This window comes from Pseudomonas sp. URMO17WK12:I6, assembly GCF_003253625.1.
Taxonomy (GTDB): domain Bacteria; phylum Pseudomonadota; class Gammaproteobacteria; order Pseudomonadales; family Pseudomonadaceae; genus Aquipseudomonas.
Genome location: NZ_QKYZ01000001.1, coordinates 494,387 through 514,948, shown reverse-complemented (window position 1 = coordinate 514,948; position 20,562 = coordinate 494,387). Strand labels below are relative to the sequence as shown.

General features: G+C 60.4%; 16 protein-coding genes. All 16 read left to right on the top strand.

Annotated elements, in window-relative coordinates; all coding sequences use genetic code 11:
- Positions 1-9 precede the first annotated feature (9 nt).
- The 16 genes from F475_RS02465 to tssH all read left to right on the top strand — a co-directional run bounded on the left by F475_RS02465 (position 10) and on the right by tssH (position 20,553).
- Positions 10-729 (top strand): PP2C family serine/threonine-protein phosphatase, encoded by a 720-nt coding sequence (locus F475_RS02465; protein ID WP_168206193.1) that lies wholly within the window; start codon positions 10-12, stop codon positions 727-729.
- Entirely contained in the window at positions 726-3,758 is a 3,033-nt protein-coding gene (locus tag F475_RS02460; RefSeq protein ID WP_111453061.1) for a serine/threonine-protein kinase, read from the top strand. The genes F475_RS02465 and F475_RS02460 overlap by 4 nt, the downstream gene beginning before the upstream one ends.
- Positions 3,758-4,474 (top strand): ABC transporter ATP-binding protein, encoded by a 717-nt coding sequence (locus F475_RS02455; protein WP_111453060.1) that lies wholly within the window; start codon positions 3,758-3,760, stop codon positions 4,472-4,474. Before F475_RS02460 ends, F475_RS02455 begins: the two co-directional genes overlap by 1 nt.
- Entirely contained in the window at positions 4,474-5,670 is a 1,197-nt protein-coding gene (locus tag F475_RS02450) for an ABC transporter permease (protein WP_111453059.1), read from the top strand. The genes F475_RS02455 and F475_RS02450 overlap by 1 nt, the downstream gene beginning before the upstream one ends.
- Positions 5,663-7,390: an SUMF1/EgtB/PvdO family nonheme iron enzyme gene (locus F475_RS02445; protein ID WP_018927429.1), complete on the top strand. Its 1,728-nt coding sequence runs from the start codon at positions 5,663-5,665 to the stop codon at positions 7,388-7,390. Before F475_RS02450 ends, F475_RS02445 begins: the two co-directional genes overlap by 8 nt.
- Before the next feature lie 84 nt (positions 7,391-7,474).
- Positions 7,475-8,404 (top strand): type VI secretion system-associated lipoprotein TagQ, encoded by a 930-nt coding sequence (tagQ, locus tag F475_RS02440; RefSeq protein WP_019650067.1) that lies wholly within the window; start codon positions 7,475-7,477, stop codon positions 8,402-8,404.
- 836 nt (positions 8,405-9,240) lie between these two features.
- A complete protein-coding gene (gene tssA, locus F475_RS02435; protein WP_019650068.1) occupies positions 9,241-10,797 on the top strand; it encodes a type VI secretion system protein TssA in 1,557 nt (518 codons plus the stop codon).
- Positions 10,798-10,829: 32 nt separating this feature from the next.
- The gene (gene tssB, locus F475_RS02430) at positions 10,830-11,333 is read left to right on the top strand and encodes a type VI secretion system contractile sheath small subunit (protein ID WP_007934526.1); all 504 of its coding nucleotides are present in this window, start codon (positions 10,830-10,832) and stop codon (positions 11,331-11,333) included.
- A 28-nt stretch (positions 11,334-11,361) separates the two neighbouring features.
- Positions 11,362-12,837: a type VI secretion system contractile sheath large subunit gene (tssC, locus tag F475_RS02425; RefSeq protein ID WP_019580436.1), complete on the top strand. Its 1,476-nt coding sequence runs from the start codon at positions 11,362-11,364 to the stop codon at positions 12,835-12,837.
- Positions 12,838-12,849: 12 nt separating this feature from the next.
- Positions 12,850-13,257, top strand: coding sequence for a type VI secretion system baseplate subunit TssE (tssE, locus tag F475_RS02420; protein WP_018927433.1), 408 nt, complete (start codon positions 12,850-12,852; stop codon positions 13,255-13,257).
- A 10-nt stretch (positions 13,258-13,267) separates the two neighbouring features.
- A complete protein-coding gene (locus F475_RS02415) occupies positions 13,268-13,780 on the top strand; it encodes a PAAR domain-containing protein (protein ID WP_064621122.1) in 513 nt (170 codons plus the stop codon).
- Positions 13,777-14,583 carry a hypothetical protein gene (locus tag F475_RS02410; protein ID WP_168206148.1) on the top strand — a complete coding sequence of 269 codons (807 nt, stop codon included), beginning with the start codon at positions 13,777-13,779 and terminating at the stop codon, positions 14,581-14,583. Before F475_RS02415 ends, F475_RS02410 begins: the two co-directional genes overlap by 4 nt.
- A 285-nt stretch (positions 14,584-14,868) precedes the next feature.
- Entirely contained in the window at positions 14,869-15,069 is a 201-nt protein-coding gene (locus tag F475_RS02400; RefSeq protein ID WP_019650072.1) for a hypothetical protein, read from the top strand.
- A 63-nt stretch (positions 15,070-15,132) separates the two neighbouring features.
- Entirely contained in the window at positions 15,133-16,920 is a 1,788-nt protein-coding gene (gene tssF / locus F475_RS02395; protein WP_019650073.1) for a type VI secretion system baseplate subunit TssF, read from the top strand.
- Complete coding sequence (gene tssG / locus F475_RS02390) at positions 16,884-17,891, top strand: type VI secretion system baseplate subunit TssG (RefSeq protein WP_018927440.1); 1,008 nt, start codon at positions 16,884-16,886, stop codon at positions 17,889-17,891. Before tssF ends, tssG begins: the two co-directional genes overlap by 37 nt.
- 13 nt (positions 17,892-17,904) lie before the next feature.
- Positions 17,905-20,553 carry a type VI secretion system ATPase TssH gene (gene tssH / locus F475_RS02385; RefSeq protein WP_018927441.1) on the top strand — a complete coding sequence of 883 codons (2,649 nt, stop codon included), beginning with the start codon at positions 17,905-17,907 and terminating at the stop codon, positions 20,551-20,553.
- The last annotated feature ends 9 nt before the right edge of the window (positions 20,554-20,562 follow it).

The window sequence follows — 20,562 nt, the reverse complement described above, 5'->3', positions numbered from 1 at the left end:
TGTTCAAACGTGGGAAGGACCCTCAAGTCTGCAAGCAAAAGCCATGTCGGCATGGTCCGCCAGGTTAACGAAGACGCTTGCCTGGACCTGCCGCAAAAAGGCCTGTGGGTGGTCGCCGATGGCATGGGCGGGCACGCGGCGGGCGACTACGTCAGCAGTCTGATTGTCGACAGTTTGCGTAGCATTGCTGTGGGCCGTTCGCTGGATGAATACGTCGCGGCGTTGAAAACCGACCTGCTGCGGGTCAACGCCGCCGTGCGTGAAGAAACCGCCAACCGCGGCGTGACCATGATGGGCAGCACGGTGGTGGTGCTGGCGGCGCGTGACTTGCGTGGGGTGTGTCTGTGGGCGGGTGACAGCCGCTTGTATCGCCTGCGTGACGGCCGACTCAAACGCATCTCGCGGGATCACAGTTACGTCCAGGATCTGCAGGACAGCGGCCTGCTTAGTGAAGCCGAAGCCCGGGTGCACCCGCGGTCCAATATTGTCACCCGCGCCATCGGGGTCCAGGCACAGCTGGAACTGGCGATGGTCGAGTTGCTGTTGAAGCCCGGCGACAGTTACCTGTTGTGCAGCGACGGGCTGAACAAAACCGTTGAAGATCATGAGATCCGCGAGGTGCTGGGCCACGACGAGCCAGGGGAAATCGCCAGCAGCCTGGTGTCCCTGGGCCTGATGCGCGGCGCTCCGGACAACATCACCGTCATCGTCGTGAAGGTGCCTTCATGAACCTCACCGCGAACATTCTGATCCCGGGCTACGACATCGACGGTGAGATCGGTGAGGGCGCCATGGCCAGCGTTTACCTGGCGACCCAACGCTCGCTGGAGCGCAAGGTGGCGTTGAAGGTCATGGCCGCCGCGCTGGCAGCCGATCCGAGTTTCTGCGAGCGCTTCCTGCGCGAAGGCAAAACCCTGGCGCGCCTGTCTCACCCGCATACGGTCACCATCCATGACATCGGCAATGTCGGTGAGCTGTATTACATGGCTATGGAATACCTGCCCAATGGCACGCTCAAGGAGCGCATTGCCGCCGGCCTGACGCCGGAGCAGGGCCTGATCTACATCCGCCAGATCGCCTCGGCGCTGGGCTATGCCCATGGGCTGGGGCTGGTTCATCGCGACGTCAAACCGGCGAACATTCTGTTCCGCGCCGATGGCACAGCGGTGCTCTCGGACTTCGGCATCGCCAAGTCGCTGGACGACCGCACCCAGTTCACCCAAGCGGGTTTCGCCGTCGGCACGCCCAGCTACATGAGCCCGGAACAGGCGCGCGGCCAGGACATTGACGGCCGGGCCGATCTTTATGCCCTGGGCGTGGTGCTCTACGAAATCCTCGTCGGCAAACTGCCGTACACCGGCAACGACGCGCTCTCTACGGCCCTGGCGCATTTGACCGAACCGCTGCCGGAGCTGCCGGTGCACCACGGCCGTTATCAAGAGGTGCTGCGCAAGCTGTTGGCCAAGGATCCGGCCGAGCGTTTCCCGGATGCAAAGGCGTTGTTGCAGGCGCTGGATAATCTGCCCGGGGAATCGGTTGAAGCGACCACGATCCGGCCGTTGCCCCTTCCAATGAACAATGACCTGGCGGGACTGACGCCGGTGTCTATCGACATTCCGACGAGCCCTGCACAGCCACAACCCCAAGCCAAGCCTGTTGCGCCGACGGCGAAGTCGACGCCGCAATCCCCGGCCTCGGAGCAGCGCAAGGGACCGGTGTTCGCGCTTGCCGCTGTTGCGGTAGCCGTGGTGCTGGCTTTGGGCGGCGCGGGTTATTGGTGGTTGTCCGGTGGCGTCGAAGCGGACGCCAAGGCGCCAGTGGCTTCAGTGCCTCCAGTCAAAACACCACCACCAGCCGTGGCGCCACCGGTGAACCCCCCTGTGGCGACAGAAGTCGATAATGGTCAGCGCCCGCTGCTGATGGCCGGCAAAAAAACCTTGTTCCAGCGGGTGCTCAGCAAGCCGGGAGCGAAACTCGCCAGTGAACCGGGGGCCACGCCTGGCAAGGCCTTGCCGGCGTTTTCCGTGCTGTACGTCTATCAGCGCCAAGAGGTGGCCGGCAGCCCGTGGCTACGCGTCGGCGCCGCCACCGACGGGCGCAGTGACGGCTGGTTGCCAGCCGAGCAAGTCAGCGACTGGAAGCAAAGCCTGGTGCTCAAGTTCACCGAACGCTCCGGTCGTGCGCCGGTGATGTTCCTGCGTCAGCCCGGCGAAGTGGAGCGGCTGCTGGCCGATCCGTCGGCTGCAAAAAACCTGTTGCTCAAGGCCCAGCAGAACCGTGAAGACAATCAGCAGGTGCTGGCCCTGGAACCGGCCGCCAGCGCGGTGCCGCAGAACCAGTTTTATCTGTTGCCGATCTTTGATTCGCGCGAGAGCTTCGATGAAAACGGCCAGCCGGTGCAGTTGCTGAACGTGGCGTCCATCGACCCCGGCAATGCACCGAAGGCCACTGTCGGCAACACTCCGATCAGCGCCGCCAATGCCGATGCATTTCGCACCGCTGTGGTGTTGGTCGTCGACACCACGGTGTCCATGCAGCCCTACATCGATCAGGTCCGCGACGTGGTGCACCAACTGCAAACCCGCATCGCCGAGCGGGGCGAGCTGGACAGTGTCAGCTTTGGCCTGGTGGGGTTTCGAAACAGCATCCAGAAAACCCCTGGCCTGGAATACGTCGCCAAAACCTTGATCACCCTGGACCAGGGCCGCGACCCACAGCGCTTCATGGACCTGGCGCGGCAGGTCAAGGCGTCCACGGTCTCGAGCCATTCGTTCAACGAAGATGCGTTTGCCGGCGTGATGGAAGCGGTCGAGGGCATGGACTGGTCCGGTTATGGCGGACGCTTGATTCTGTTGGTCACCGATGCCGGTGCGTTGCGCAAGAACGACCCGTATGCCACCACGCAAATGAACGAGGCCGAAGTACGTCAGGCCGCATTGGGCAAACAGATCAAAATATACGCCTTGCACCTGCTCAGCGATGCCGGCAAGAAAACCCATGGCGGTGCGCAAAGTCAGTATCGAACCCTGACCGCCGACGCCAACCCGCAGATCGGCGATCTGTACATCCCGGTGCCGGGCGCCGATGTGCGCAAGTTCGGTGAACGGGTGGACGAGATCGGTTCGGTGTTTGCCGACCTGGTGCATCAGGTGCGCAGCAACAAGTCGCAAACCGTGCCGCTGCTGAGCGCTGCGCCGAGCCTGGCCGACAAATCGGCGGCCGTCGGCTACGCGATGCACATGGACTTCCTGGGGCGAAAAGCCGCCAGCCAGGCGCCGCAACTGGTCAGCGCCTGGACCGCCGACCGCGACTTGACCAACCCGGCACTGCCGGCGTTCCAGGTGTGCGTGATGCTGACCAAACTGCAGCTCAACGACTTGCAGCAATCGCTGAAACTGATCGTCGACGCCGCCCGCAAGACCCAGACCTCACCGAAGAATTTCTTCCAGGAAATCGCCAGTGCCAGTGCCTACATGAGCCGAGATCCCTCGGCCTTGCGCAAGGGCGGCAATCTGGCCGATGGCGGGGTTTTGGGGGAGTACCTGGAAGGACTGCCTTATCGCAGCAAGTCGCTGAACATGACCCAGGATTTGTGGCTTTCCCTGAGCGTGGCTGAGCAGGAGGACTTTATCGACGAGCTGGACTCGAAAATTCGCCTCTACGAAACCTTCCACAACGACCTGGCCAACTGGGTGCGTTTCGGCGATGCCGAACCGGGTGATGCCTTGTACCGCGTTCCATTGTCGACGCTGCCGTGATGCTGAACATGAGCGCAGTGCACAAAAGCCGGGGCGCCGGCAGCCAGCGCTACAGCCTGGTGATTCCACGGCTGCAACTGCGTGCCGGTGAGCAACTGGCGGTGGTCGGTCCCAGTGGCTGCGGCAAAAGCACGTTGCTCGATTTGCTGGCGCTGGTGCTGGCGCCGGATCAGGCCGGGCAGTTTGATTTTGCGTCCGGCCAAACCACGACGGACATTGCCGGGCTGTGGCGCGCAGATGCGCAAAGTGCCTTGGCGAACCTGCGCAGCCGGCACTTGGGCTACGTGCTGCAAACCGGTGGCCTGCTGGATTTTCTGGACGTGCGCGGCAACATCGACCTGTCGCGCCAACTGCTCGGCTTGAACGACGACGGCAGCGTGGATCGCCTGGCCGGGGCGTTGGATATCACCGATCAACTGGGCAAAAGACCGTGCGACTTGTCCGTCGGCCAACGGCAACGGGTGAGTTGTGCCCGCGCCCTGGCCCATGGGCCGCGCCTGCTGTTGGCCGATGAACCGACCGCTGCCCTCGATCCGCTGAACGCGGAACGCGTGATGCAGTTACTGGTGACCCAGGCTCGTGAACACAGGGTGTGCTGCGTCGTTGCCACCCACGACGAGTCACTGGCCCGCGCCAGCGGTTTGCAGGTGCGACGCATCAGTTGTCATCGCGACGTCGATGGCGGTGTCACCGCCACCCTTGGGGAGGCCTGCTGATGCGCGGCGCGCTGGTGGCTTCCCTGGCCTGGCAGGATTACCGCAACGATGCCTGGCTGTCGGCCTGCTCGGTATTGGCGCTGGTGGCGGTGATCGCACCGCTGCTGGTGCTGTTCGGTTTGAAATTCGGCCTGGTCAGCAGTTTGACCGAGCGCCTGGAAAACGACCCGGCCACCCGGGAGATCATCCCCCTGGGTGGCGGCCGGTTCAGTGCCGCGTTTATCGAGCAGTTGAGCCAGCGCAGCGACGTGTCGTTCGCGTTGCCGCGCACCCGGCAGATTGCCGCGACAGCGGATTTGACCGCTGGCGCTTCGACGGTGACCGTCGAAATGATCCCCACCGCCACCAACGATCCGTTGCTCGGCAGTCTGCCGGTGCCCCAAGGGCTGGATCAGGTGCTGCTCAGCCAGACCGCCGCCGAAAAGCTCGGGGCCAAGGCCGGTGATTGGTTACAGGCCGGTTTTGGCCGGCAGGTGGCCGGTCGTGGCGAGGCGCAGCGCACTCGCGTTCAGGTGCTGCAGGTTCTGCCGCTGGAAGCCTTCGCCAGGGACGGATTGTTCGCGCCGTTGACGTTACTGGAAGCGGCTGAAGATTACCGGGACGGCCGCGCCGTGCCTGCGTTCGATTGGCCAGGTGATGCGGTGGGCGCGACGGAGCAGCGGGTATATCCGGCGTTTCGCCTGTACGCCCGCAGCCTCAAGGATGTCGAACCGCTGCGCCAGTACTTCGCTGCGCAGAACCTGCTGGTCTCGACCCAGGCCCAGGCCATCGCCCAAGTGCAATCGCTGAGCCGCAACCTGTCGATCGTGTTCTGGATCATCGCCGGATTGGCCGTGGCGGGAGCGTTCGCGGCGATTTTTGCCGGGGCGCTGGCAGCGGTCGAGCGCAAGCGTCGAGCGTTATCGGTGCTGCGCTTGCTGGGGTTTTCCACGGCAGCGTTGCTGTTGTTTGTGGTGGTGCAGGCGCTGTACAGCGCCGGCCTTGCCGCCCTGTTGAGTGCCGGGCTGTATGGCCTGGCGCAATCGGGCCTGAACCATTTATTTGCGCAGATGCCGGGCGAGTACGCCAGCCATCTGCTGGCGCGTCACTACGCGTTGGCCCTGGCGGCCGTGCTCGGCGTCAGTGCCGTGGCGGCGCTCTGTGGTGGCTGGCGAGTGGCGCGTATCCAGGCGTGTGAAGGAATCCGAGATGTATAAGTTACTGGGCGCCGCCATGGCGCTGAGCCTTGCCGGCATGGTCTGGGCCGATGAAGGCACCGACAAACTGGACAACCCCAAGCCGTTGCCCGATGACGTCAGCCTGCCGCTGCCGTGCGAAGGGCAGATGGTGTTCCGTTACGTCTACATCCTGGCCCAGGGCAGTCTGGACGACCGCGAGATCAGCCTCGGTTACCCGTTCAGCGAAGGCGAGGCCGGCTATCAGCAGTCGTTCATTTCCGGTTATCGCCGGGACTTCATCAATGGCCAGTTCACCCTCAAGGATCTGCCCAAGGACTGGAGTAAAAGCATCACCCCGTTGATGCCCAAGACCGACGCCAACACCCCGCTCAAACCGATGCTCTATTTCATCGGCAAATACGAAGTCACCGCCCGCCAATACGCACAGGTCATGGCCCAGGCGCAATCGTTGGCCAGCGGCGAGCCGGCGCCGGCTTGCGAGGCGTTGCAGGCTGAAATTCCGCAAGGCATGGCCGGGCGCTTGCCCAAGGTGAAGCTGTCGCGATTCGAGGCGGAACGCTTCTCGGCGGTGTACAGCGCCTGGCTGATGAAATACCACAAGGACCTGCTGCCGGTGAGCGGTCGCGGCACCTCGGCAGAGGAGGGCGGGCTGGGTTTTGTGCGCTTGCCGACCGAAGTCGAATGGGAATTTGCTGCCCGTGGCGGGCAGGCCGTCAGCCGTCAGGACCTGGAAGGGCGCCTGTTTCCCCGGCGCCTGGACGGCAGCGAAAGCGACGGACCGCTGGCCGATTGGGCGGTCTTCAATCAGGTCGCCGGCGGCACCGGTCAGGCCGCGCGGTTGATGCCGATCGGTACCAAATTGCCAAACCCCATTGGCTTGTTCGACGTGATCGGCAACGCCGCCGAAATGGTCCAGGAGTCCTTCCAGCTGGTGCACGCCGGACGCCGCCAGGGCACCTACGGTGGCTTCGTGGTCAAGGGCGGCAATTACCTGGAAGGCGAGGGCACCTTGTTCACCGGGATGCGCCGCGAGTACCCGCTGTTCGCCGCCGACGGCACCGAGCAAAACAACGAAACCACCGGCTTCCGGGTCGCGGTTGGCGCGTTGTCGGCACCCCGTTCGCGCTACAAGGAACTGTTTGCCCAATGGCAGAAAGAAGGTCGGCTGGCTTCGCTGACCGATGCCATCGATGACGCCCAGGACCCGACCAAACGCCTGGACAGCATCATTGCCGCCAGCGTCGATCCGCGTTTGCAAGCCGAGTTGGGGCTGGTCAACGAAGAGCTCAAGCGCAACGTCTCGCTCATCGCCCAACAGCGCGAGGAAGCGGCCGGCAACCTGATCCAGTCGGCGGCCCTGGTGGCCGAGACCGTCAACAACTACAACATTCGCCTGACCAATTTGCAGAAGAGTCGCCAGCAGGCCGTGGACGCCAAGGACGAGGCCAGCGCCAAGCTGTTCGCCATGGCCATCGACAACGGCCGCAGCGCGCTGGACGGCGCGGTGGCGATCTACATCGACAACCTGGCGACTGGCACGCGCTACACCGATGCCGTGATCCAGGCGCAGTTTCAACGCATCAAGGAAGAGTTGGAGCGCAAGCCGGTACTGGGCAAGAGCCTGGTGACGCGCGCGACGTTATTCGTTCGCCATGTCGGTGATTATCGTCAGCAACGACGAGCCGACCCGGCGGCGATATTGAAGGAATTGCTCGCATCGAACGCTCAGCGGTCTTGATCGTTCGTTGTACAGCGAGCTTGGAAGGGACTCAGGCGGCGATGGGCCGTGCTGAGCTGGTCAAACTTAAACGAGAACACAACTATGCTTTCCTCCCGTAAAGCTTTTGCTTCGGTTTCCAAGCGTCACTTGCTGCTGATCGCTGTTGGCTTCAGCACCGTACTGACCGGTTGCGCTACGTCGCCGACGTCCAAGGTCGCCTCGAGCACCAAGGTCGAGTACTACCCGAACTGCTACGAGCCGGTGCAGCACCTGCGCGCCACCGATTCGAACATGACCAAGTCGGTGGTTACCGGTGCGGCTGTCGGCGCTGTCGGCGGTGCACTGTTGGGCGCCCTGACCGATTCCGAGAACCGTGGCCGCAACGCCGCCATCGGTGCAGCAGGCGGTGCCCTGGCGGGCGGCGCGGTCGGTTACTACAACGAGCGTCAGAAGCAGATCGCCGATGACAACCAGCGCATCGCGTCCTACGCCTCCGACGTCAACAAAAGCGCCGCCGACATCGACCGCAGCACCGCGTACGCCAAGGCTTCGCAACAGTGCTACCAGAGCGCGTTCACCAAACTGGTCGCCGACCGCAAGGCCAAGACCGTCAGCGACACCGAGGGCCGCAAGCGCCTGGCAGAAATCGTCGCCGGCCTCAAAGAGTCCAACGACCTGATCGTCGCGGTGAACGGTAAAGCCAGCGAAGACCTGAACAACTACACCCAGGCCTACGAAAAAGACCTGCAGCAAGTAGGCGTGCAGCGCACTGACGTGGTCACCGTGGCGACCGCCGACACCACACCGGTCGTGACCCCGACCAAGAGCAAAAAAGCGGTGAAACCGGCGAAAAAACCGGTGCTGCCAACCGTGCCGAAAGAAGCGGTCACCACCGAGAAAACCCTGCAAACCGCACAAGCCAAACAGGCGGAAAGCAAGCAAGTCGCCAGCGCAGGCACCACTCAGGTCAACAGCATGTGCAAGAACCCGGACCTGGGCGACTGGGCACCGGTACCTTGCCCGAATGTTTGATTGAGTTTCCTGTAGGGTTTTGATCATTCCCGCGCGCTGCGTGGGAATGATCTGTACTTGGCGCCATGCGCCGCCATCTCCTGTGCTGGCAAGTGATGCAGCGCTCGCTTCATCAGCAACTGCGGGTTATCCGCCATTCTGCTCAACGCCAATTTACATCCCTGCCAGCCTCCAGAGGGGATGCCGAGTTGGAGCAAGCGCAAACTACCCGACACGCTTACAAGCGAACAAAAGAATGATGTCGGACGCCTCCAGAAAGTACGTCAGAGTTTTCCGCGTTTCAGAATGTTGCGTCAGCAACGCGCGAAGGGATTTCGATACTTTTGTAAGAAATTTGAGGTGAACGGAATATGTATATGGAGAGAAATGGATCAAATACAAGGCGCCATCATTTTGACGGAGCCTTGTATTGCTTATTGTCTGTCACTGCTATGTCCATAGATGACTGTAACTTTTCGGAAACCTCCTACATTTTTCATTTTTTATTTTTGTCATGCTGGGTTCCGCTTCAGGGCGTGAATGTTCAGTGATTATCCACTGGTTTGATAAACCGCTCTGGCCCAATGGTTTCGGGGGCAATTCGTCGAGATGGGAGGGTTAAAGCCAGCGTCAGGGAATCCCCTGTCACATATAGGGCTTTCTCCTACATGCAATAGAGAAACCGCCGTTTTATTGTTTATTTGGGTGCTTGCTAATGGCCATCATTGTGATTAGGATGCGCGCACTTGAAAGAGCACGAACTCAATTGGATGAGACTCATCGCAGCTCTTTGATACTGTCCGGCGCCATTGCAACTGCAATGGCCGCATGACCGTTTTCCTAATTAAAGGCCATGGATGTCCTACTCAAGCAAACTTTCTGCCCATTACCTTGAACTCGCAAAAGCCTCTGTTTCCCAAGAGAGTTTCGCGGGCGAGGATGTTCGCTTTTCGAGCGAATACGAGGCATTGGAAAGCGAACTGGCCAAAGCCCAGTCCATGCACGAAAGTGGTCAGATCGACTGGCTGAAAATCCGTGAAAACAGCGAAAACCTGCTGCGCACTCAATCCAAGGATTTGCGTGTCGGCGCGTGGCTGACCTGGGCGCTATACCAACGTGAATCCTTCCAGGGGCTGCTGGCCGGCCTCGGTTTGTTGCACCATCTTTGCGAAAACCACTGGGCTGAAGTTCACCCGAACAAGGCCCGCACCCGCTCCGCCGCCATCAGCTGGTTGGTGCCGCGTCTTGAGCAGGTGCTGAACGAAAACGTTGCGATCAAAGAGCAGCTGCCGCTGTTCCGCCGGCTGGTCGAGCATCTGGAAGGCCTCGACGCCGCGTGCACCGAGCACTTGGGCGATGACGCGCCGTTGCTGCTGCCGATCTCCCGCCGCTTGAAAAACATGGTTCAGCGCGCCGCCGACAACCAGCCGGAGCCCGGTGTGGTGGGCGCCGCAGTGGCCCAGGTCAAGCAGGCTGCGACCCAGCTGTTCACCCCCGGCGCACCGATCGACAACGAGAAAGAAGCCCATAAGGCCCTGCGCGCTCAGCAGGAAAGCGCCCGTCCGTTGTGCGCCTGGTGGCTCAAGCAGAAAGCCACCGACCTGCGCGCCCTGCGCCTCAATCGTACGCTGCTGTGGCTGCCCATCGACGCGGTGCCCGAGCGCAATGCCGAGCAGATCACCGTCCTGCGTGGCGTGCCGGCAGACAAACTCAAGGCCTATCAGGACCGCTTCGACCAAGGGAAATACGCTGATCTGCTGGTAGAGCTGGAGGCGAGCCTGGCGAAGGCGCCGTTCTGGTTCGATGGCCAGCGAATGGTCTGGGAATGCCTTCAGGGGCTGAACGCCGAGATGGCCATGCGCGAAGTGGAAATCCACTTCGCGCTTTTGGTTCAGCGCCTGCCCGGCATCATCGAATTGCGTTTCCACGACGGCGCGCCGTTCGCCGACCCGGCCACCCGCGCCTGGATCAGCGCCCACGTCATGCCGCACCTGCAAAGCGCCAGTGCGCCGCGCAAGGTCGAAGTCGCCGATACCCAGCCGGCCTGGGAACTGGCCCTGGAAGAAGTCATGCCGATTCTGCGCAAGGACGGCCTCAAGGCCGCCGTGCAGATCCTCAAGCAGGGCCTGCAAAGCGCCCACGGCGGGCGGGTTCGGTTCTTCTGGCAGTTCGCCCTCGCGCGGCTGTGCTTCATGGCCAAGAAATACGAACTGGCCAAGACCCAACTCGAAACCCTCGACCAAACATTACAGGACTCAGGCCTGCACGCCTGGGAGCCCGATCTTGCGCTGGAAGTGCTGCATTTGCTGCATAGCTGCTGCGAGTTGTTACCGCAGAACCATGCAGTGCGTGAACGCAAGGAAGAGATTTATCGCAGGCTGTGCCACCTCGATCTCGAAGTGGTACTCGAATAGGCCCCAGGGCCACAACCGCAAGGAGAAAAGCCATGGCCAAAGAAGGCTCGGTAGCCCCCAAGGAACGCATCAACGTCACCTTCAAACCCGCCACCGGCGGTGCTCAGGAAGAGATTGAACTGCCGCTGAAACTACTGGCAATCGGTGACTACACCCACCGCAAGGACGAACGCAAAGTCGAAGATCGCAAGCCGATCAGCATCGACAAGATGACCTTCGACGAAGTGCTGGCCAAGCAAGAGCTGAGCCTGACGCTGAGCGTACCGAACCGTCTTCAGGAAGAAAGCGACACTGAAGAACTGGCCGTGCAACTGCGCGTCAACTCGATGAAGGACTTCAACCCGGCATCCTTGGTCGAGCAAGTGCCTGAGCTGAAAAAACTGATGGAACTGCGCGACGCGCTGGTGGCCCTCAAAGGCCCGCTGGGTAACGCGCCTGCGTTCCGCAAAGCCATCGAAGGCGTGCTCGCCGACGACGAATCCCGCGGTCGCGTACTCGGTGAGCTGGGCCTGAACGCCGCAGCCCAGGACGCCTGAGCCCCCATCAGCCAAGGAAGCCAACACAATGAGCACTAGCGCAGCACAGCAAAAGAGCAACGAGAACGGCGAATACAGCATTCTCGACAGCATCATCGCCGAAACCCGCCTGACCCCGGATGACGAAGCCTACGACATCGCCAAGCGCGGTGTGTCGGCGTTCATCGAAGAGCTGCTCAAGCCGCAGAACAACGGTGAGCCGGTCAAGAAGGCCATGGTCGACCGCATGATCGCCGAGATCGATGCCAAGCTCAGCCGCCAGATGGACGAAATCCTGCACCACCCGGACTTCCAGTCCCTGGAATCGTCGTGGCGTGGCCTGCAGTTGCTGGTCGACCGCACCAACTTCCGCGAAAACATCAAGATCGAAATCCTCAACGTCTCCAAGGACGACCTGCTGGATGACTTCGAAGATTCGCCGGAAGTGATGCAGTCGGGCCTGTACAAGCACATCTACACCGCTGAATACGGCCAGTTCGGTGGTCAGCCGGTTGGCGCGATCATCGCCAACTACTACATGTCCCCAAGCTCGCCGGACGTGAAACTGATGCAGTACGTGTCCAGCGTAGCCTGCATGTCCCACGCGCCGTTTATTGCTGCCGCCGGCCCGAAATTCTTCGGCCTGGAAAGCTTTACCGGTCTGCCGGACCTGAAAGATCTGAAGGATCACTTCGAAGGCCCGCAGTTCGCCAAATGGCAGAGCTTCCGTCAGTCGGAAGACTCCCGTTACGTTGGCCTGACCGTGCCGCGCTTCCTGCTGCGTAACCCGTACGACCCGGAAGAAAACCCGGTCAAATCGTTCGTGTACAAAGAAACCGTCGCCAACAGCCACGAGCACTACCTGTGGGGCAACACGGCCTACGCGTTCGGCACCAAGCTGACCGACAGCTTCGCCAAATTCCGCTGGTGCCCGAACATCATCGGCCCACAAAGCGGTGGCGCGGTTGAAGACCTGCCGTTGCACCACTTCGAAAGCATGGGCGAAATCGAAACCAAGATTCCTACCGAAGTATTGGTTAGCGACCGTCGTGAATACGAACTGGCCGAGGAAGGTTTCATCTCCCTGACCATGCGCAAAGGCTCCGACAACGCGGCGTTCTTCTCCGCAAGCTCGGTGCAGAAGCCGAAATTCTTCGGCATCAGCGCTGAAGGCAAGGCTGCAGAGCTCAACTACAAGCTCGGCACCCAACTGCCGTACATGATGATCGTCAACCGCCTGGCTCACTACTTGAAAGTGCTGCAGCGCGAGCAACTCGGTTCGTGGAAAGAACGTACCGACCTCGAGCTGGAACTCAACAAGTGGATCCGCCAGTACGTGGCCGACCAGGAAAACCCGAGCGCCGAAGTCCGTGGCCGTCGTCCACTGCGCGCAGCCCAGATCATCGTCAGCGATGTTGAAGGCGAGCCGGGCTGGTACCGCGTCAGCCTGAACGTGCGCCCGCACTTCAAATACATGGGTGCCGATTTCACCCTGTCGCTGGTTGGCAAGCTGGACAAAGAGTAAACGGAGCGACTCATGACTGGATACGGCAGCCTTTTCGAACGCCTGGGTGGCGACGCGGACAAACGCGTCGGCTGGAGCCGCGAGGTTTCCGCCATGGCGTCGGTGGCTGCCCATCTGGCCAAGATGCTCAGCACCCGTGCGGGCAGCGTGCAAACGCTGTCCGATTACGGGCTACCCGATCTCAATGACATGCGCCTGAGCCTGCACGACTCCCTGAGTCAGGCCCGCCGGGCCATCGAAAGCTTCATCGAAGCCTACGAACCGCGCCTGAGCAACGTGCGTGTCATCTCCCTGCCGCGTGACAACGATCAGCTTCGCCTGTCCTTCAGCATCGAAGGCCTGCTGGAAGTTGATGGTTTCAAGCGCCAGGTCAGTTTCGCCGCGCGCCTGGATGGCAGCGGTCAAGTAAAGGTCAATTAAGGAGACTCCGATGTCCGGCAAACCCGCAGCACGCGTATCCGACCCCACCGCTTGCCCGCTCCCCGGCCACGGCACCAACCCGATCGCCGCCGGTTCCGGCGACGTGTTCTTCGACGGCCTCGCGGCCGCCCGCCAAGGCGATGCCTCGGCGTGTGGTGGTGCGATGGTTGGCGACCTTGCGACGACTGTTTTGATTAACGGTAAACCGGCGGCGACCGTGGGCTCCGTTGGTGCTCATGGTAATAAAGTTACGGCCGGGTCTTCGACGGTGATTATCGGGAACTCTCACACGCCGGTTCCGTTTATTCCGCCGGTTCCATTGATGCTGTTTTCCCATTGTCAGCATGTTGTGATGGAAGATCAGGATGGAAATCCACTTCAGGATATTCCTTATCAGATTACAACCGCCAAAGGCGAAGTTATCTCCGGGCAAAGTGATGCAATGGGCAGAACCCAGTTGGTAGGGGGGGAAGAAGGTGAAACTTTTGACTTTCACGCCGCAATTGATGGAGCGTCGGTATGAGTGCCGAAATTTTGTCTACCTTGATGGCGCGGTCAATTGCGTTAACTCCAAAGTCAGATCCCGTCGGGAAAAAAGTTACCTATAAAGTATTCTGGAAAACGACTGCTTTCTGGACGGATGCAGATATTGCTGCTTATCACGACGAAGCACCATTGATTGCGGAAAAACTGATCAATGAAAAATATTGGGATAAAAACGGCGCTGTAAAAAATAATAAGTTTACGTGTGAAGACTTTGCTCTGAGGGTTTTATGCGAATTTGCGTCTAAGCGTGGATTGCCGGTAAAGCTGAAAACGGGTGTTAGAACTTACCGGAATATGGAGAATTACACCGCAGCGCAGCATGATCGTTACGCTTCCAATATGTACGGCTTTAGCGAAATGGTCATGTTGACCTATGGTGCTCCGGATATGCAGGAAGTGGGTGAAAATACTCTGGCTGTGGATGCAGTAGAAAGCCTGATGCCCGGGGACATCCTTGCGCAGGCTCTTGATCGTCCTGGAGATGTTGCGCACCATATCCAAGTCGTAGTCGGAATTAATGCCTCCAGAATTGACATCAGGCAGGGTAATACTAGTGGTTGGAGTACCCGCCCTAATACAACATTTCAGAGATTGATTGGCTCTAACATGGCTGATCCGCAGAATGATGGATATGCGGGTATGTCGATTGAAAAAGGATTTTATGAGAAGGCGGTTGTTGGGTGGGATTATAAAAATATGGCTAAAGGCTCTACGGATGAAGACTTTTTGAAAAACTTCCAATTGTATCGTTGGAATTTCATGGGGTTTAATAAAAAATGAGTTTTGACGTCTATTTGGCAGTGTTGGCTGATAGTGATTTGTTTGGCACTTTGGCGATTTTTTGTTTTTTTGCGGCGATTGGTAATTTGTTTGTTAGGGTTAGAAACTCAAAGTGGCACCGAGTTTTGACTTTTTTGTGTCTGGTGTCCATTACATTGCTCGAAGTGGTTGGCAGTTATTATGCCAACTTACCGCCTGCGTGAATGCAGACTTTTTTCTGTGGTGTTTTGGCACTGAAACTGCTGCTGCTCTACAACGGAAGTTTTACTCAAGAGGATGTAAGGGATGAGCGGTTATCTGGCCGTATTAGCTGACAGTGACCTATTCGGTACGTTGGCCATTTTATCGCTGATTCTAGCCCTGACTGGGCTACGCAATAAAAGCCGTAACTCGAAGCTTCATAGGTTGCTGACGTTCATTGTCTTGATGGCGATACCGGTGATGCACGGCATTGGCACCTATTTCCTGAATTTGCCTCCCGCATAAATATGACCACTGAGCAAAAACACGTATCTAGCTCACCCAAATTCAAAACCAGGCAGCCCATCCATGTCCTTTAACCACTACTACCAAAGCGAACTCACCGCACTTCGCCAGTTAGGTCGTCGTTTCGCCGAGCGTAGCCCGGCGTTGGCGCCTTTCCTTGGTCAGGCCGGGCGGGATCCGGATGTGGAGCGGTTGCTGGAGGGCTTTGCCTTTCTGACTGGCCGTCTGCGCCAAAAGCTCGACGACGAGTTGCCGGAGCTCAGCCACTCGCTGATGCAGTTGCTGTGGCCGAACTACATGCGGCCGCTGCCGGCGTTCAGCATTTTGCAGTTCGATCCGTTGAAGCGTTCCGGGCCGGCGTTGAGGGTTGAGCGTGATACGCCGGTCGAGAGCGTGCCGGTCGATGATGTGCGCTGCCGTTTCCGTACGTGCTACCCGACCGAGGTGCTGCCGCTGGATCTGGCTGCGCTGAATTACTCGGTGAAGGGTGACGGTTCGCTGTTGAGCCTGCGTCTGGAGATGAGCGCGGATGGTCACCTCGGCGAGTTGGAGCTGAGCCGTCTGCGCCTGCACTTTGCCGGTGAGCGCTACATCAGCCAGATGCTGTACCTGAGCCTGTTGCGCAACCTCGAAGGCATCGAGCTGATCCCGCTGGACGGTGCCGGCAAGCCCATCAACGGCGTAAGCGGTCAGCCGATGGCGTTCAAGATGCCCGGCGACCGTGTGCAGCCGGTGGGTTTTGCCGAAGAAGAAGCGTTGATCCCGTATCCGCTGAACACCTTCCGCGGCTATCGCTATCTGCAGGAATATTTCGCCTTCCAGGACAAATTCCTCTTCGTTGACATCAACGGTCTGGACCTGCTCAAGGCATTGCCGGAAGACACCCTCAAGCAAATGCGCGGCCTTGAATTGCGCTTCGATATTCGCAAGAGCGGCATCATGCGGATGCGTCCGACCCTGGACAACGTGAAGCTCTATTGCACGCCGATCGTCAACCTGTTCGAGCACGATGCACTGCCGATTCGCCTCGACGGCAAACAGGACGAATACCTGCTGTTGCCGGCCGAATACGACCTGGAAAACTGCGGTGTGTTTTCGGTGGAAACCGTGACTGGCTGGAAGCCCGGCGGCCTCGGTTATCAAGAGTACGTGCCATTCGAATCCTTCGAGCACGACCCGAGTTTCGACGTGCCCAACAGCCGTCCGCATTACAGCATCCGCCAGCGTTCGTCGTTGCTGCACGACGGCCTCGACACCTACTTGAGTTTCGGCATCCGCCATACCGAAGCCCACGAAACCCTGTCGATCGAGCTGATGTGCACCAACCAGAACCTGCCGCGCAAGCTCAAGCTCGGCGACATCCGCATGGCCTGTGAAGAGACGCCGGAGTTTTTGAGCTTCCGCAACATCACCCCGGCTACCTCGAGTTTCGCGCCGCCGCTGAACCGCGACTTCCTCTGGAAGCTGATCAGCAACATGTCGCTCAACTATCTGTCGCTGGCCGACGTCAACGCGTTGAAGGTGATTCTCGAAACCTACGACCTGCCGCGCTACTACGACCAGCATGCGGAAAAAGTCAGCAAACGCCTGCTGGGCGGGCTCAAGTCGATCAAGCACCAGCATGTCGACAGATTGCACCGAGGGTTGCCGGTTCGCGGGTTGCGCACCGAGCTGACCATCGACCCGGAAGGGTATATCGGCGAGGGCGACCTGTTCGTGTTCGCTTCGGTTCTTAACGAGTTTTTCGCGCTTTACGCCAGTCTCAATTCGTACCACGAGCTGCGGGTAAAAAGCACACAGGGAGAGGTGTACCAATGGACACCACGTATGGGCCTGCAGCCCCTGCTTTAAGCGGGCTGACCCGGGTAATACGCGAGTACTCGCTGTTTCAGGCCGTGCTGCTGGTGATTGACCGGCTGCGCGATGCACACCCGCACCTGAGCGAAGACGACCTGTACGACCAGCTGGAATTCCAGGCCAACCCGAGCCTGGGTTTCCCTGGCAGCGACGTCGATCGCGTGGAGTTTTTCGAAGAACACGGGATGAGGCGCGCGCGTCTGCGTTTCAACCTGATCGGCCTGGTCGGCTCCGGTTCGCCGTTGCCTGCGTTTTATGGCGAACAAGCGCTGGGTGACAGCGAAGACGGCAACCCGACCCGTAACTTTCTCGACCTGTTTCACCATCGCCTGCAACGGCTGATGCTGCCGATCTGGCGAAAGTATCGCTACCGCGCCAGTTTCCAGAGTGGCGCGCTCGACCCGTTTTCGGCGCAGTTGTTTGCCCTGATCGGCCTCGGCGGCGAAGAGATCCGCAAGGCCCAGGAACTGAACTGGAAACGCCTGCTGCCGTACCTCGGCCTGCTCAGCTTGCGGGCGCACTCGGCGGCGTTGATCGAAGCGGTGCTGCGCTACTACTTCAAGCACGCCGAGCTGACCATCGAGCAGTGCATCGAGCGCCGCGTCGAAATCCTCGACGAGCAGCGCAATCGCCTCGGTCGCGGCAACAGCATGCTCGGCGAAGACCTGGTGCTGGGCGAACACGTGCGCGACCGCAGCGGCAAATTCCGCATTCACATCCGCGAGCTCGACTGGCAACGCTTCCACGAATTCCTGCCGATCGGTTTCGGCTACCAGCCGCTGTGCGCGCTGGTGCGGTTCACCCTGCGTGACCCGCTCGATTACGACATTCGCCTGGTGCTGCGCCAGGAAGAAATCCGCGAACTTCGCATCGGTGAGCAGAACGCCTGTCGCCTGGGGTGGACCAGTTGGCTCGGCCGCGAAAAAGCGGACGGCGTGGTGACCCTGGGCAGCAAAATTCATTAAGGACAGATGACACATGATCAACGTAGACCTGCAACAACTTATCCAGGCGCTGGACGCCGAAACCCGTCGTGACCTGGAAAGTTCTGCCGAACGCTGCGTCGCCCGTGGCGGCAGCAAGATCCTCGTCGAAGACTTGCTACTGGGCCTGCTGGAGCGTCCGCAAGGCCTGCTCGCCCGGGCGTTGCAGGATGCCGAAGTGGACGCTGGCGAGCTGAGCGCCGCGCTGCAATCGCGGGTCGAGCACAGCGCCTCGCGCAACCCGGTGTTCGCCCCGGAACTGGTGCAGTGGCTGCAGGATGCCTTGCTGGTGGCCAACCTCGAACTGGGCCAGAGCCAGGTCGAGCAAGCCGCGTTGATCCTCGCGCTGCTGCGCAACCCGATGCGCTATGCCGGCAGCCGTTATCAGTCGTTGCTGGCCAAGCTGAACATCGAGCGTCTGAAAGAATTCGCCCTGTCGCAGAAAGAACAACCGGCCACCGGCAAACCGGCGGTGCCCGGCGAATCACTGCTGGAGCGCTTCACCCACAACCTGACCCAGCAGGCTCGCGACGGCAAACTCGACCCGGTGCTGTGCCGCGATGGCGCGATCCGTCAGATGGTCGACATCCTCGCTCGTCGCCGCAAGAACAACCCGATTGTGGTGGGTGAAGCGGGCGTCGGTAAAACCGCTATCGTCGAAGGACTGGCCTCGCGCATCGCCGCCGGTGAAGTGCCGCAAGTCTTGAAAGGCGTTGAGCTGCTGTCGCTGGACATGGGCCTGTTGCAGGCCGGCGCCAGCGTCAAAGGCGAGTTCGAACGTCGCCTCAAAGGCGTGATCGACGAAGTCAAAGCCTCGCCGAAGCCAATCATCCTGTTCATCGACGAAGCCCATACCCTGATCGGCGCTGGCGGCAACGCTGGCGGTTCCGACGCGGCCAACCTGTTGAAACCGGCCCTGGCCCGTGGCGAGTTGCGCACCATCGCCGCCACCACCTGGGCGGAGTACAAAAAATACTTCGAGAAAGACCCGGCCCTGGCCCGTCGTTTCCAACCGGTGCAACTGCACGAACCGACCGTCAGCGAAGCGGTGACCATTCTGCGTGGCCTGGCTCAGGTCTACGAGAAGAGCCACGGCATCTACCTGCGCGATGACGCGGTGGTTGCCGCGGCTGAGTTGTCCGCCCGTTACCTGGCGGGTCGTCAGCTGCCGGACAAGGCTGTCGATGTGCTCGACACCGCCTGCGCCCGCGTACGCATCAGCCTCGCCGCCGCCCCGGAAAGCCTGGAACGCCTGCGTGGCGAACTGGCCGAAGGTGGCCGTCAGCGTCAGGCCCTGCGTCGTGACGCCGAAGCCGGTCTGCTGATCGATCACGAAGCGCTGGACGCTCTGGAAGATCGCCTGGCTGATGCCGAAGACGAAAAGGTCGCCCTCGAAACGCTGTGGACCGAGCAAAAAGAACTGGCCGAGCGCCTGCTGGAGCTGCGTCAGCAACTGGCCAAGGCTCGCGAAGCCGCTGCTGTCGAACCGAGCATCACGGTTGAAGAAGACGCCGAAGGCAACGTGATCGAAACGTTGCCGGTGGACGAAGCGCAAAGCGTTGAAACCCTGGAAACCGCGCTCAACGAAACTCACAAAGCTCTGACCGAGCTTCAGGTCAAAGAACGCCTGGTGAGCTTCGAAGTCTGCCCGCGTCTGGTGGCCGAAGTGATCAGCGCCTGGACCGGTGTGCCATTGGCGCAACTGGCCCGCGAACACAACGCCAAGGTCGCAAGCTTCGCCACCGACCTGCGCACGCGCATTCGTGGTCAGGAACAAGCCGTTCACGCCCTTGATCGCTCGATGCGCGCCACCGCTGCAGGCCTGAACAAGCCGGATGCCCCGGTTGGCGTGTTCCTGCTGGTCGGCCCGAGCGGCGTCGGCAAGACCGAAACCGCGCTGGCCCTCGCTGATTTGTTGTACGGCGGTGATCGTTTCATCACCACCATCAACATGTCCGAGTTCCAGGAGAAGCACACCGTGTCGCGTCTGATCGGTGCGCCGCCGGGCTACGTCGGTTACGGCGAGGGCGGCATGCTCACCGAAGCCGTGCGGCAGAAACCGTACTCGGTGGTGTTGCTTGATGAAGTCGAAAAAGCCGACCCGGACGTGCTCAACCTGTTCTACCAAATCTTCGACAAAGGCGTGGCCAACGACGGGGAAGGGCGCGAGATCGATTTCCGCAACACGCTGATCCTGATGACCTCGAACCTGGGCAGCGACCGCATCAGCGAGCTCTGCGAAAACGGCGCGCGGCCGACAGCCGAAGTCCTCGAAGAAACCATTCGCCCGGTGCTCAGCAAACACTTCAAGCCGGCATTGCTGGCGCGCATGCGCGTGGTGCCTTACTACCCGGTGGGCGGCCCGGTGCTGCGCGAGCTGATCGAAATCAAACTCGGTCGTCTGGGCGAGCGCCTGAACCGCCGTCAGCTGGATTTCACTTACTCCCAGGACCTTGTCGATCACCTGGCTGAACGCTGCACTCAAAGCGACAGCGGTGCACGCCTGATCGACCACTTGCTCGACCTGCATGTACTGCCGCTGGTGGCCGACCGTTTGCTCGATGCGATGGCCACCGGTGAAAGCCTCAAGCGCGTGCATGCGACGCTCGACGGCAATGCCAGCGTGACGTGCGAGTTCGCCTGAGGTGGGTGT